This window comes from Moritella sp. JT01 (genome assembly GCF_001574435.1).
Classification (GTDB): domain Bacteria; phylum Pseudomonadota; class Gammaproteobacteria; order Enterobacterales; family Moritellaceae; genus Moritella.
In genome coordinates this window covers 641,890-655,817 of the sequence record NZ_LOCN01000007.1, presented here as the reverse complement: position 1 = coordinate 655,817, position 13,928 = coordinate 641,890, and the positions used below count along the sequence as shown (strand labels likewise).

Genomic DNA, 13,928 nt, shown 5'->3' with positions numbered 1-13,928 from the left:
GTCTATTGTGTTATCTGTAGCCCCGCCATGATCGATACCTGAACCATTTTCCCCAAATGTTGCGCGTGATAGAAAAGCGCGCCACTTGCTCATGGGATATCCTTATGTGTGTTTATACCCATAAATATGTAAATTTGGTGTGACCTATGTTGTATTATGGTTAACAATACTTTACATCGGTATGAAGCCTATGTATTGTCCATACCACTGATTTTCAAGGTTTAAGTAGTTTAGTTATCTGTATTCTAGTTATAACTTGGGTAAATAAACTGCTTTCGATATATCAAGGATTAATGCGTGTTAAATATTAAGAATAGTCAATCTCATTCTCAAATCGATTTAGATGCTAGCAGTTGGAGTGCACATGATACCAAGTGGACAATTAGTTTATTTGGTACTGCTGTAGGGGCTGGCATATTGTTTTTACCTATCAATATAGGTGCTGGTGGATTCTGGCCGCTTATCATAATGGCATTGCTTGCGGGCCCGATGACTTTTTTCGCGCATAGGGGCTTATCTCGATTTGTACTGTCATCGAAGAATCCCGAAGCTGATTTTACCGATGTTGTTGAAGAACATTTTGGTCACAATGCGGGTCGTATTATCTCTATTCTGTATTTTTTATCTATTTATCCTATCTTACTAATTTATGGTGTAGGGTTAACCAATACAGTCGATAGCTTTATCGTTAATCAGCTTGGTTTAGCATCTCCTTCACGTGTGTTGTTATCCGGTATATTGGTTGCTGGCATGGTGAGCGTGATGATGGGGGGAGAGAAGTTAGTACTCAAAGCGTTTGGGATCATCGTTTATCCATTGGTGCTTATTCTTGCTGGACTGTCAATTTACATGATCCAAGATTGGCAAGTGCCTGACATATCAATGGCAACGGATATGGGTGAATTCTCGCGTACATTATGGTTAGCCGTACCAGTCACTGTATTTGCGTTTAGTCATGCCGCAGCTATCTCTAGCTTTTCCACGGCACAAAAGCGCCATTATGGTAAACAAGCTGGGGAAAAATCAGAACAGATCCTTAAACGTACCTCAATCATGCTTATTTCGTTCGTCGTATTTTTTGTTTTCTCCTGTGTGTTTAGCCTAACACCTGCGCAGTTGTTGGAAGCTAAAGTACAAAATATATCTGTTTTATCGTATCTTGCAAATGTGAAAGATAATGCGTTAATTGCTTCTTTAGGTCCGTTAATTGCTTTCATTGCCATTACATCTTCATTTTTTGGGCATTTCTTAGGCGCTCGTGAAGGCTTAAATGGTTTGATACGTAAACAAGTAAACATGACGCCTGCAGCGACTAACAAGCTGACTATTTTTATACTGTTTATCAGTATCTGGATTGTGTCAGTAATGAACCCAAGTATTTTAAATATGATGGAAATATTTTCGGGACCGGTTATTGCGATGATCTTGTTTGTGATGCCTATGTACGCGGTATCTAAAGTTGAAGCATTGGCTAAATACCGTGGTGCCTTAAGTAATATTTTCGTTACCATCATGGGGTTGATTGCAATCTCTGCGCTTCTATTTAGCGTCTTTTTGTAGAGGCTACGTAATTATAAGATAAAGCGTTTTTAGTTTCGTGGAGAGGGACTCAATTGTATGTGCTGAAATGGAACATACAATTGAGTTCTGGCTTACTTATTAAGCGCTATTATGACGTGGCTTGAATACCCGCTAAACGTGGTAACTTGCCTTTTAGTGCCGTAATGTGCACAGTTTTATTGGTGAGATAATCATTTAAACCATTATTACGTAATAGACAGGCTGGGCAGTCGCCACAACCTTTACCCACAACACCGTTATAACACGTCAGTGATTGGTGAGTCACGAAATCAAGTTCATTATGCAAGTCTGCAAGCGCCCATGTTTCTGCTTTGTTCAACCACATTAATGGCGTCTCAAATTTAAAGTCTTTAGCCATACCTAGGTTACAAGCTTGATTAATTGACTTGATAAACTCATCTCGGCAATCAGGGTAGCCAGAAAAGTCAGTTTCACATACACCGGTAATCACTGTGTTAGCACCGACTTGGTAAGCGTAAATGCTCGCCAGTGTCATGAATAAAATATTACGGCCCGGTACGAACGAATTCGGTAAACCATTGTCCATTAACTCGTGAGAAACAGCGATATCGTCACTAGTCAGAGAGCTAATTGCCAATTCACTAAGCAGATCAACATTGATGATTTTATGATTTTTCACACCGAAATAAGCCGCTGTTTTTTTCGCTACCTCGATCTCTTGGCTATGGCGTTGACCATAATCAAAGGTAATACAATCGACGCTATCATAACGTTGTAAGGCATCAACTAAACAGGTAGTACTATCCTGACCACCACTGAATACTAATACCGCTTTGTTTGCTGTCTGCTGTGACATTTTTTGTCCTTTATCTATTTTAATGAGGCGATAATAGCACAGGTATATTCAAACAAGGTTAAATCGGTTGTTAAAATCGCTTAAACAATTACCTGCCAGTGGTTAAAAAAAAACGGCGTAATAGCACCTATGCAGGAGGATTTTGTTTCGGTAGAATGTGATAACTGCTGTATAAAAATATAGTGATATTTATATACAGTATTCAATTTTATGTATAAGTCGGCTGTTGCTGGCTTTTTGTTTTTATTGGTAAGTACAAGCATGTCAGACAATATTGAAAACGCGCGAGTAGAACCGCGAGAACCGCGAGATCCTCGTTTACAAATCGTTTCGGAAGCCGAACAAGGCAGTCCTTTCTCTCAGCTGGCTGCTGCGGATATGTTTTATGCGCGAGGTACTTATGAAGATGCTTTTTACTGGTACAGTATCGCAGTGCGTTCGTTTACCAGTAATCCAACTGCTTTTTCTGCCGAAGTGATTAAATACGAAATGTCAGCAGCAGAGTATAATCTCGCGGCCATGTTTTTTAATGGTTTAGGCACTGATTCAGATAAAAAACAAGCATTTAAATTATATGCAGAAGCGGGACGCAAGCGACATTTAGCAGCGCAAGTACAATTGGGCATGATGTATGTTTATGCCGAAGGTATTCAGCAACATTATGGTTTAGGTTATGCGTGGCTTTATGCTGCAGAATTAAATGGTGAAAACAGCAAAGACGTGAAAAAAGTGCTAAAAATGATCGAAGGTAAAATGGATCGTAAATCGCTTGATAACGCACGTAAAATGTCGGAACAATGGATCGATGAAGCTGTTTTAGAAAAATTAGCGCAACGTAAGAAAACGCGTTTTGCTTTTATTAGTAATTGGTTTAAGAAATCAGTCTAGCCTCTGCTTACGCCGATTTAAATGACTGATATTTTCTAAATATCCCTTAATCAGTCCTTTCATGATAAGGGATAAAGCTTAATATTTGTTGATCAAATACTGTCGACGATAAATACCCCAATGTTATCCCTTCGCGGGCCTTACCTGTTATCTAGATATCCCGTCCCATGGTCAATAGCATACTTTGGTACCTACCACTCTCGTAAAAAATCAATAAAAGCTCTCACTTTTTCAGGAACGTAACGAGTATTAGGATAGATTGCATAAATATTCTGTAATGGAAAAATATACTCAGGGAGTAAATGAATGAGTTGGCCTTGCTCTAATGCTGGATGTACAAGCCATTCGGGTATTAGTGCGATGCCCGTCCCATTTAATGTAAAGGCTAACAGTGCGCTAGCGCTATCAGCAGTGATGGTTGAAGGACTTTTGACATTGAGTAATACAGTTTCTTTTTGTGGTGTTGTTACTTGCCAACTCAGTGGCGATTTTAAGCGACTGTTAGTGATCCAATTAGCTTGCGCTAAGTCAGATAACGTATTTATGTTATTCGTTGCGAGATAATTTGGAGAGCTGACAGGAAAAATAGCAAAATTATCAATATATGCCGCGTGATAATTTGAATCGGCCAATTCACCCAAGCGAATAGCGATGTCAAAATATTCGGCAATTAAATCAGCATGCTTGGATGATGAAATGTAATTAATATGTAATTTAGGGTGTTTTTTTGCGAATGCAGCCAGCGCTGGTACAACTTTGTGTGCACCATACTCAGGAGTACTTGTAACACGTAGCACACCACTTAAACCATGATGATCGTGACGTACATCGTTCAAAATGTGCTCTGCATCCGCTAATAAGCGCAGGCTATTTTGATAGAAATGTTTACCGGGTTCTGTGAGTGAAATTTTTCGCGTACTACGCCTCAATAAAGAAACGCCCAGTTCAGCTTCTAGTTGTTTGACATTGAAGCTAACGACAGCCTTGCTCTGATCCAACACCTCTGCCGCTGCAGTAAAACTTCCGGCTTCGACCACTGCAGTGAAGATCTTCATCCTTTGTAAGTTAAGCATGTGCCTCTCGTTAACTGTCAAATTATTTTTGACAGTGTAAGTGACTATACCCTATTTATCCACTTTGATTTCAGATTTAGACTACATATCTTTCGTGTGTAGGAGGTTTTATGCAATATCGTACTAAAGTTGCCATTGTTTATTTACTGGGGTTTTTTATCGATCTCATTAATATGTTTATTACTAATGTAGCTTATCCCGCGATAGGCCAGGCACTGAATACGAGCGTTGATCAATTGACTTGGGTAAGTACGAGTTACATTTTGGGATTGATATTAGTGACACCAATTAGTGCTTGGTTAGCACAGCGTATTGGCGGGCGTCGAGTATTTTTGTTATCGCTCACTTTATTTTTTGTGACGACAACACTGGCTGGTTTTGCTAACTCTATCGAACTTCTGATTGGATTACGTTTACTTCAAGGTTTAAGTGGTGGTTTGTTAATTCCGATAGGGCAGACTCTCACCTACCAACTTTATGCGAGTCATGAACGCGCACGTCTTTCTTCTATCATTATGTTAGTCGGTTTATTAGCGCCGGCCCTTTCTCCGGCTCTCGGTGGCATTATTGTTGATCAGTTAAATTGGCGGTGGGTATTTTTTGTTAACTTACCACTGACATTGATTGCTTTAGTGCTTGCTTTTGTATGGCTGCGTAGGGATAAAGTGTCATTTTCGAAAGATAACCACTTTTTTGATGCTCGAGGACTCGTTATTGCAAGTGTGGGATTAACGCTGTTACTACTCGGTTTAGACTGGTTAGCCGCCCCCAATAACCGACTAGGTGCACTTATATTGTTAGTGACAGCTGTTGTGGTATTGGTTTATTACGTGCGCCATAGTTTCCGTCATCCTAAGCCATTACTTGATTTGGGATTAATTCGTAATCCATTACTTCGAATTTCGATGATAATTTATTTATTTATTCCAGGTGTATTTATGGGCGTTAATTTAATCGCAATGATGTACCTTCAAACGCAGTTGGGTATGTCAGCGTCATCGGTTGGTGTACTGATGGTACCGTGGTCACTGTCAGCATTTTTAGCCATTATGCTTGTAGGCAAATTATTTAATTATTGTGGTCCTAAGCCTTTATTTATTTTGGGGTGTTTGGTTCAAGGTATTGGTATTTTATGTTTATCTCAAATAACCACGGTGGATCAACCGCTGCTATTGTTGGTTTCTTTTTCATTAATGGGTTTTGGTGGTGCTTTATGTAGTAGTACTGCCCAGAGTTCTGCTTTTTTAACTATTGATGGTGCATCGTTGGCTGATGCTAGTGCAATTTGGAATATTAATCGCCAGTTTAGTTTTTGTTTTGGGGTGGCATTGATGAGTTTGATGCTGCAGCTACTACAAATAACAGTTGATAGCTTAAGTGCTTATCGAATCAGTTTTTATATCGCGGCGGCTGTTACTGCCGTGCCATTTTTGCTTTGTTTATATATTGATAACAGAGCTGTCTTGAAAAAAATAAACGCTTAAAAGGAAATAGTATGAACCGTTTTTTTAATGAACTTGTCGATACACATGTAAAAATCGAGAATTGGCTTGGGCAAGGTAAAGGTGATCTTGAAGCGTTACTTTCACGTTTTGATAGGAACTTTACGATGATCACCACCAATGGTAATAAGTTAGATTTTCTTACTTTGGAAGCATTTTTTCAGAATAATTGCGGTACAAAGGATGGGCTCAAAATTGTTATGGATAAAATGGAGATATTAGCAGAGTGGTCACAAGGGGCTTTGGTGAGTTATGTTGAACGTCAAATTTTGCCTAACAACATCGAGTCATTGAGGCATTCAACTGTTTTATTGACGCTCGAAGGAGATGAAGTTTTATGGCGTCACCTTCATGAGACACCTGCGTCTGAATCATAGTTACAGCGATTGAGGCTAAGCCTGTTAAAATGACTTAAGTCTTCTAAACTTAACTTATCAGTACTAACATGATGGGTGATGAAGTGGACTTAAGTAATTTTGAAAAAATGGATACCGCGATCTTACTCGGTATTGTTAATGAAAAACTGCGATTAGAATGTACCGATCTACATGATCTTTCTGCATGTTATGAAATGCCTACCGAAGCGCTCGCAAATAAATTAGACACACTTGGTTATCATTACGATACAAAAACTAATCAATTTAAAAATTTTTAGCCAAGGGACGATTGTTAGTATTTTACTATTTGTAAGCAGCTCCTTATACTGGCTTGATGATAATTAGTTTGTTATCAAATCAAATAGCCAATTAGGAGGGCGCATGTTTAAACAAATTTTACCTTTAGTCGTATTATCATCCTTAGTTGTAGGGTGCACGGCATCGCCAACGGGCCGTAATCAGATGTTATTGTATTCATCGAGTGATATGACGCAACTTGGTGCGCAATCGTTCGATCAAATTAAACAGCAAGAAAAAATTAATACCGATCCTAAACTGAACAATTACGTGCAATGTATTGCTGATACCTTGACGCATTATGTCGATCAGCCAACCAATTGGGATGTGGTTATTTTTGATAGTCCACAAGTGAATGCCTTTGCCTTACCGGGTGGTCATATTGGTGTGTATACCGGCTTATTAAAAGTAGCGAAAACACCGTCACAATTAGCGGCTGTAATGGGGCATGAAATTGTTCACGTCACTGCAAACCACAGTAACGAACGACTATCACAATCAAAAATAACCAATTTTGGCTTACAGGTGACTGATTATGCGTTGCAAAATCAAGCGTATAAAGACACTGCAATGCAAGCGTTAGGCTTAGGGCTGCAATATGGTGTGGTGTTACCGTACGGACGTACCCAAGAATCGGAAGCCGATATCGTTGGATTAGAATTGATGGCGAAAGCGGGATTTGATCCAGAAGAAAGCGTGGTATTGTGGCAAAATATGGCTGCTGCATCAGACGGTAAGCAACCGCCAGAGCTATTATCAACGCATCCATCACACGATACGCGTATCAAAGATTTACGTAACGCAATCGCAAAATTACCTGCTGAATATCGCCAACCTAAAGAATTGAGCTGTAAATATTGATAGGCAAATAAGTCATGCTTCTAACACAATAATATTTACGTTTTTTTATTGAAAATGAGGCTTTTAAATTTGTGCTTAATTACTTTTTCTACCGTTAATGGTCGGTTGGTACTTTTTGTAATTAATTGCTGAATGTCTTTAGGCGTGATTTCAGAGAAACCATCATGTGCCATTAATATCTTACTGATGTTAAGTTGCAATAGTTTGTTGAGTGATTGCTTGTAGGCCTTAGGCTGATAAATAGGGAAGGGTGAGGTGAACTTGTTTTTGAGTTTTAAGATCATATCCCCCACATACATTTGTCGTGTTGGCTGATGTAAAAAAGATAAATCCCGATCGGTATGCCCAGGGGTAAAATGTACCATCCAGTCGCTAAAACCAGGTACACAAGTTTCGTGTTGTAAAATAATATCGGGCTTAAGGTCGGGGTGATAATAAATGTTACGGATATTTTTACCTTTACGATGTGCAACATATAAAGACAGCATGATATCAATAGTATGCGCGACTCGGCCATTAAATCCTTGATACCACTGACGTTCAAATCCAACTGACGCAATTTTACAGCCAAATTTTTTACGTAATAAGTGTGCACCGCCAGCATGGTCGGGGTGCATATGTGATACCAACACTAATGTTAAGTCATTCATTTCACGTTGCAGTGTTTCGGTAATGAAGGCTTTGATCACGGGTACATCACATCGACAGCCGCCATCAAGTAATAATAACTTGTCAGGATACTCGACTAACAGAATAGTTTGAATATAGCCTTCAATATGATGTATTTGCATAAACAATACTTCTTTTTTAAGTGTTTAGTTATTTGGCTATTCTCGCACAAATCCACTGTTATGTTAATTTTTTGTAACTTAAGTGATTAGGGCTAAAACAACTGGAAGTAAAACCAGTATTTATCTACACTAGCGGTAGCTTACATTTACCGCTAGGAAACAAACGTTTCATGAAAATACTGCACACCTCCGATTGGCATCTTGGCCAGCATTTCATCACAAAAAGTCGCGCTAACGAACACAGCTGTTTTATGGCTTGGTTACTCGAACAGGTAGAACAGCATCAAGTAGATGCAGTTATTGTCGCGGGTGATATTTTTGATACCGGCACACCGCCAAGTTATGCGCGTGAGTTATACAATAGTTTTGTTGTTGCCATGAGTAAAGTGCAGTGTCAGTTAATTATTCTAGCGGGTAATCATGATTCTGTGGCGACGTTAAATGAATCAAAGCAATTATTGTCGCAGCTTAATACCCGAGTTATCTCGAGTGTGTCACTTGATTTAGAGCAGCAGGTGCTAGAGTTAAAGGATCGCCAAGGTGAAGTGGGGGCATTGCTTTGTGCGGTACCGTTTATTCGCCCCCGCGACGTGATGCAAAGTGAAGCATGGCAATCAGGCGCTGAAAAACAGCAGCGTTTAGGTGCGGCAATTACCGAGCATTACAGTAATTTGTATCAACTCGCTAAGCAAAAGCGTGAACAACTTGGGTTCGCAGTGCCGATTATTGCCACGGGTCATTTAACTGCGCTGGGTGTATCGGTCACAGAGTCGGTGCGCGATATCTATATTGGTACACTGGAAGCATTCCCTGCGAATCAATTTCCTGCCGCTGATTACATTGCCCTTGGTCATATTCACCGTGCGCAGAAGGTCGCAAAATCAGATCATATCCGTTACAGCGGTTCACCAATCCCCCTTAGTTTTGATGAAGTAAAAAATTTGAAGAGCGTAAACTTAGTGAGTTTTGCTAAAGGGGCGTTAGAGGATGTTACCGAACTGACCATCCCACAATTCCAACCGATGCAAGTACTTAAAGGCAACCTTGAAAGTATTGAAGCACAATTAGCCGAGTTTAAAACACACGATGATGAGCTTCCGGTATGGCTGAGCATTGAAGTGCAAGAGCAAGATTATTTAACCGATTTACAAACCCGCATTGAAATGATGACCACAGACTTGCCTGTTGAAGTCTTACAAGTGCGCCGAGCCCGTAAAGACAGAGAGCAGCATTTGCATAGCCAAGTTAAAGAAACCTTATCAGAATTGTCTGTGAATGATGTTTTCCAACGTTGTTTAGAAGGCGTTGAGTTTACGACAGATGCGGAAATTGCCCGTAAATCACGTATTGAACTCGCCTTTAGCCAAATCGTTGAGCAAGTAGAGCATGCGACACAGGAGGACAAATAATGAAGATCAAACGTCTTTCCTTTAAAAATATTAACTCGTTAAAAGGCGAGTGGCAGCTTAATTTTGACCAAGAACCGTTTTTAAGTAATGGTCTATTTGCGATCACAGGTCCTACAGGTGCCGGTAAAACCACCATCCTCGATGCGATCTGTTTGGCCTTGTATCACGAGACGCCACGCTTAGCGATATCGAAATCGCAAAACGAGGTGATGACGCGTAATACCGCAGAGTGTGCCGCAGAAGTTGAATTTGAAGTGCAAGGTAAAGGTTACCGCGCCAGCTGGAGTCAGCGCCGAGCTAAAAACAGTCCGCAGGGCAATTTACAAGAGATGAAGGTAGAACTGGCTGAAGTTGTATCGGGTAATATTCTGGCAAGCCAAGTGAAATTGAAAAAGCAGCTGGTGGCGGAAATCACCGGACTCGATTTTTCACGTTTCCGTAAATCTATGCTGTTGTCACAAGGTGAGTTTGCCGCGTTTTTGAATGCGCCCGCTAACGATCGTGCCGAGTTATTAGAAGAACTGACAGGTACAGAAATTTACGGTCAGATCTCACAAGCGGTATTTGAAAGTCATAACCTAGCCAAAGCGGAATTAGATAAACTCCGTGCGAAAGCAGACGGGGTTAACTTACTCAGTGACGAGCAACGTACTGAGATCGTCTGTGAGCAAACTAGGGTAGAAAGTTTAGTGACTGACCTTAGCCAACAGCAAACCAGTTTACAGCAGAAAAAGCAGTGGCGCGAGCAGCTTGAAAAAGCACAAGTCAGTGCTACAGAAGCACAACTCAGCTTAGCGAATGCAGAGCAAGAAACAGTAAACCAACAGCTTGAATTAGAACAATTAGAAAAGGCTGAACCAGCGGAAGCGTTGCGTTTACCTTTTACTCATTTAACGCAGGCAAATACCAAGCTAGCGGAATTAGAACAAAAGCAACACGCATTGCAAGCGTCAGTGATTTCTGCTCAAACAGCTGTCGCGGATAACCAGCTGAAACTGCAGTCTAGCCAAGCACAACTTGATGCCAGTAAACAGCAAAACCAAGCTCAAGAAATATTAATCAATGAGCAGATCATACCATTGGATAATGAGTGTGCGCAGTTGACCAAAGAACAACTGCAATTTAAGTCGCAACAGCAACAACAAAATAGTGAACTGCAGACCACGCAACAGAGTCTAGCCGCATTAACGCAAACAGCCGAAACCGCTAAAGCGACAGTCAACGCATGCCAAGCGTATCAGCAACAACATGCACAAGATGCGCAGTTGAGTACCCGATTACCGTTATGGCAAAGTCAGATACAGCAATGTAATCAACAACAAGCTAATGTCGCGACACTGCAGCAGCAAGTGATTGCTAACCAGCAGTCGCTACAGCAAAGTTTAACAGCGCAACAGCAGCTAGCGAATAACGTGACGGCCAATATTGAACGTGAGCAGTCGGTGAAAGAGGCCGTTAATCAAGCGCTGCAGCAAGTCTCTAATTTACTCGCGGGTGATGATTTAGCTGATCTTGAACAGGCCTTTAGTCAGCAATCACGCTTACAGGGTATTGTTGAGCAGTTACCCAGTTTACAACAGCGTTACCTGACTGAGTCGCAAGAGTTTGATGTTAATCAAGCAAGTATAACGGGACTACAGCAACAACTTGCCGATATTAATGTCGAGATCACCGCCAAGCGCGACTTGTTTAAAACCAAAAAGAACGAGTTAAATGATGTTCAGCGTTTATTAGAACAAGAACAGAAAATTGCCAGTCTAGAACAATTACGCAGTCAGTTAGAACCGGGGCAAGCGTGTCAGTTATGTGGTTCGACAGCGCATCCGCTAGTGGAAGAGTACCAGCATATTGCCGACTCGTTGACAGTACAGCGTAAAATCCAATTAGAGCTGGACTTAAAACAGATTGAAACCGATGGCGGTGAGCTTAAAAACCGTTTGGTCGAAGCAAATACCAAACTTGAACACTGTCATCGTCGTAACTGCACATTACAGCCGCAACTAGCATCTTTGACTGCCCAATGGCAGGATTATACTCAGCAACTGAATACCAACCTTATGATTGAGGATAGCGCCAATACGCAGGCATTTATCCAGCAGCAAGGCCTGCAATTAACGCAGTTGTCACAACGTATTCAAGCGTTGAAAACAGTGAACATGCAATTACAAAGTGCGCAACAGGGATTGACTGAATTTGATAAAAACAGTGCACAGCTACAACATCAAATTGAATTGGTAAATCGCGATGTAAAGGCAACACAAGACGCTGAGCAGAAACTAACACAAGAAGTGCAGCAACAAGCGCAGGTATTAACCGAATTACAACAAGCGTTGACCAATAGCGTGACAGAGCTAGGACTTACATTACCGGAATGGAGCCAACTAGATCACTGGTTAGTTCAGTGTCAGCAAGCACTACAAACCTGGGAACAGCAAGCGCAGTTGTTACAGTCAGCGAATGAGCAGTATGTCGCGGCAGAAAGTCAGTTAACGCCATTACGTGAACAGCTGGCTAAATTGGAATTAGCGATAACGCAGACCTTAGAAACTTTGTCTAGCTTGTCTGAGAACCTCACGGCTAAACAGCAGCAACGTCAGCAGTTATTTGGTCAGCGTAGCGTAGCAGATGCACGACAAACGATGCAGCAACAATTAACTGCCGTAGAACAAGCACATCAGGCATGTTCAACGCAAGATCATGCGTTATCGAATCAGTTGCATGCACAGCAAGGTGAGTTAACGACATTACAACAAGGTTTGACGCAGCAACAGCAAGAATCGAGTGATTGTTTAGCGACATGGCAGCAAGCGTTAGCGACGAGTCCTTTTGCCACAGAAGCAGAGTTTAATCAGGCGTTACTGCCTGCAGAGGAAAAGCAGCGTTTATTGGCGCTTAAATCACAATTGACCGTGAACTTAACACGTTGCCAGGTGTTATTTGAGCAAGCCAGTGAGCGTTTGCTAACACTGCAACAGACACAATTAACTGAATTGGATATTGCCACTATTGTTACTCAGTTAGACGAGATCACGACACAGTTAAATCAAGGTTTACAGCGTCAAGGTGAGTTGAAACAACGTCTTGCCGATGATACCGCACGTAGCGCTGATTTAGCTGACTTTTATCAGCAGATCAAAACCTGTGAAGCAGACTACGATGACAAAGCTTATCTACATAGCTTGATTGGCTCGAAAGATGGCAGTAAGTTCCGCCGCTTTGCTCAGGGGTTAACGTTAGATCATTTAGTGACTTTAGCCAACCAACAATTAAACCGTTTACACAGCCGTTACCAGTTGCAACGTAAGCTCGCATCAGGCAGCGAAGCCTTGGCTTTACAGGTGGTGGATACTTGGTTAGCCGATGCGGTGCGTGATACCAAAACCTTATCCGGCGGCGAAAGCTTCTTGGTTAGTTTAGCGCTGGCACTGGGTTTATCTGACTTGGTTAGCCACAAGACCAGTATTGACTCGCTATTCCTTGATGAAGGCTTTGGCACGTTAGATGCGGAGACTTTAGACATCGCCTTGGATGCGCTAGATAACTTGAATGCGTCAGGTAAGATGATTGGCGTTATCAGTCATGTTGAAGCCTTAAAAGAACGCATTCCAGTGCAAGTTAAAGTGAACAAGGGCAGTGGCTTAGGCCTGAGTTCATTTACTGTTGTGAGTTAGTTTAAGTTGTATTGATAGATGATGACATGAATGGCGACGGGCTTTGTACTATCGCTATAACCCCCTTCATTATCAATCGCGCCGTTTACCTTATTGTTTTAAATTGTTAGGGTATTGTTACTATATTTTCAACACAATAGGTAAAATTAATGAAATACGTTGTTTATTTGTCAGGTGAAATTCACAGTGATTGGCGCGAACAAATTATCAGTGGCTGCGAACAGAAAGGTCTGGATATTCAATTTACGTCAGCAATAACAAATCATGAAGCAAGTGATGCTGCTGGCGATTGTTTAGGTGAAGAAAGTACGTCATTTTGGCGAGATCATAAATCATCAAAAGTGAATGCTATTCGAATTCAAACGGCTATCAAAAATTGTGATCTTGCGGTCATACGCTTCGGTGAGAAATATAAGCAATGGAATGCTGCCTTTGATGCTGGTTACTGCGCTGCTTTAGGTAAACCTTATATTACCTTACATGACGAAAGCTTGATCCATGCTTTGAAAGAAGTTGATGGTTCCGCGCAATCTTGGGCAACAACACCAAATCAAATTGTGGAAATATTGACATACTTGGTCGCTAAGTAATAAATCTAAAATTCAACATATTAGGTTTGTCTGTGCCTACCGGTCGATGAGCGAATATATGGCCCTTTGTC

At 41.1% G+C, this 13,928-nt stretch carries 12 protein-coding genes; 9 read left to right on the top strand and 3 right to left on the bottom strand.

Annotated features, from left to right (window positions below; translation table 11 throughout):
- Positions 1-297: 297 nt before the first annotated feature.
- Positions 298-1,560: an aromatic amino acid transport family protein gene (locus AKG98_RS09455; RefSeq protein WP_067044761.1), complete on the top strand. Its 1,263-nt coding sequence runs from the start codon at positions 298-300 to the stop codon at positions 1,558-1,560.
- Between the two features lie 109 nt (positions 1,561-1,669).
- Here AKG98_RS09455 and queC read toward each other — a convergent pair whose 3' ends face one another.
- Positions 1,670-2,398, bottom strand: a complete 729-nt coding sequence (queC, locus tag AKG98_RS09450) for a 7-cyano-7-deazaguanine synthase QueC (RefSeq protein ID WP_067044758.1) — start codon at positions 2,396-2,398, stop codon at positions 1,670-1,672.
- Between the two features lie 261 nt (positions 2,399-2,659).
- On the opposite strand from queC, the gene AKG98_RS09445 reads away from it, so the two are divergent.
- Positions 2,660-3,286 carry a tetratricopeptide repeat protein gene (locus tag AKG98_RS09445; protein WP_067045164.1) on the top strand — a complete coding sequence of 209 codons (627 nt, stop codon included), beginning with the start codon at positions 2,660-2,662 and terminating at the stop codon, positions 3,284-3,286.
- 191 nt (positions 3,287-3,477) lie between these two features.
- Here AKG98_RS09445 and AKG98_RS09440 read toward each other — a convergent pair whose 3' ends face one another.
- Positions 3,478-4,359, bottom strand: a complete 882-nt coding sequence (locus AKG98_RS09440) for a LysR family transcriptional regulator (RefSeq protein ID WP_067044755.1) — start codon at positions 4,357-4,359, stop codon at positions 3,478-3,480.
- 110 nt (positions 4,360-4,469) lie between these two features.
- Here AKG98_RS09440 and AKG98_RS09435 point away from each other — a divergent pair, with 110 nt between their 5' ends.
- The 4 genes from AKG98_RS09435 (at position 4,470) to AKG98_RS09420 (ending at position 7,396) form a co-directional block, all read left to right on the top strand.
- Entirely contained in the window at positions 4,470-5,843 is a 1,374-nt protein-coding gene (locus AKG98_RS09435) for an MFS transporter (protein ID WP_067044752.1), read from the top strand.
- Between the two features lie 11 nt (positions 5,844-5,854).
- Positions 5,855-6,238, top strand: a complete 384-nt coding sequence (locus tag AKG98_RS09430) for a DUF4440 domain-containing protein (protein WP_067044749.1) — start codon at positions 5,855-5,857, stop codon at positions 6,236-6,238.
- Between the two features lie 83 nt (positions 6,239-6,321).
- Complete coding sequence (locus AKG98_RS09425; protein WP_067045161.1) at positions 6,322-6,516, top strand: DUF4250 domain-containing protein; 195 nt, start codon at positions 6,322-6,324, stop codon at positions 6,514-6,516.
- Positions 6,517-6,619: 103 nt separating this feature from the next.
- Positions 6,620-7,396 carry a M48 family metallopeptidase gene (locus AKG98_RS09420; RefSeq protein WP_067044746.1) on the top strand — a complete coding sequence of 259 codons (777 nt, stop codon included), beginning with the start codon at positions 6,620-6,622 and terminating at the stop codon, positions 7,394-7,396.
- 35 nt (positions 7,397-7,431) lie between these two features.
- On the opposite strand, the gene AKG98_RS09415 is transcribed toward AKG98_RS09420, so the two are convergent.
- Positions 7,432-8,187 (bottom strand): MBL fold metallo-hydrolase, encoded by a 756-nt coding sequence (locus tag AKG98_RS09415; protein WP_067044743.1) that lies wholly within the window; start codon positions 8,185-8,187, stop codon positions 7,432-7,434.
- Positions 8,188-8,357: 170 nt separating this feature from the next.
- Here AKG98_RS09415 and sbcD point away from each other — a divergent pair, with 170 nt between their 5' ends.
- The 3 genes from sbcD to AKG98_RS09400 all read left to right on the top strand — a co-directional run bounded on the left by sbcD (position 8,358) and on the right by AKG98_RS09400 (position 13,857).
- Positions 8,358-9,596, top strand: coding sequence for an exonuclease subunit SbcD (gene sbcD / locus AKG98_RS09410; RefSeq protein ID WP_067044740.1), 1,239 nt, complete (start codon positions 8,358-8,360; stop codon positions 9,594-9,596).
- Entirely contained in the window at positions 9,596-13,267 is a 3,672-nt protein-coding gene (locus AKG98_RS09405; protein ID WP_067044737.1) for an AAA family ATPase, read from the top strand. Before sbcD ends, AKG98_RS09405 begins: the two co-directional genes overlap by 1 nt.
- A gap of 149 nt (positions 13,268-13,416) precedes the next feature.
- Positions 13,417-13,857 carry a YtoQ family protein gene (locus AKG98_RS09400; RefSeq protein ID WP_067044734.1) on the top strand — a complete coding sequence of 147 codons (441 nt, stop codon included), beginning with the start codon at positions 13,417-13,419 and terminating at the stop codon, positions 13,855-13,857.
- Positions 13,858-13,928: the final 71 nt, after the last annotated feature.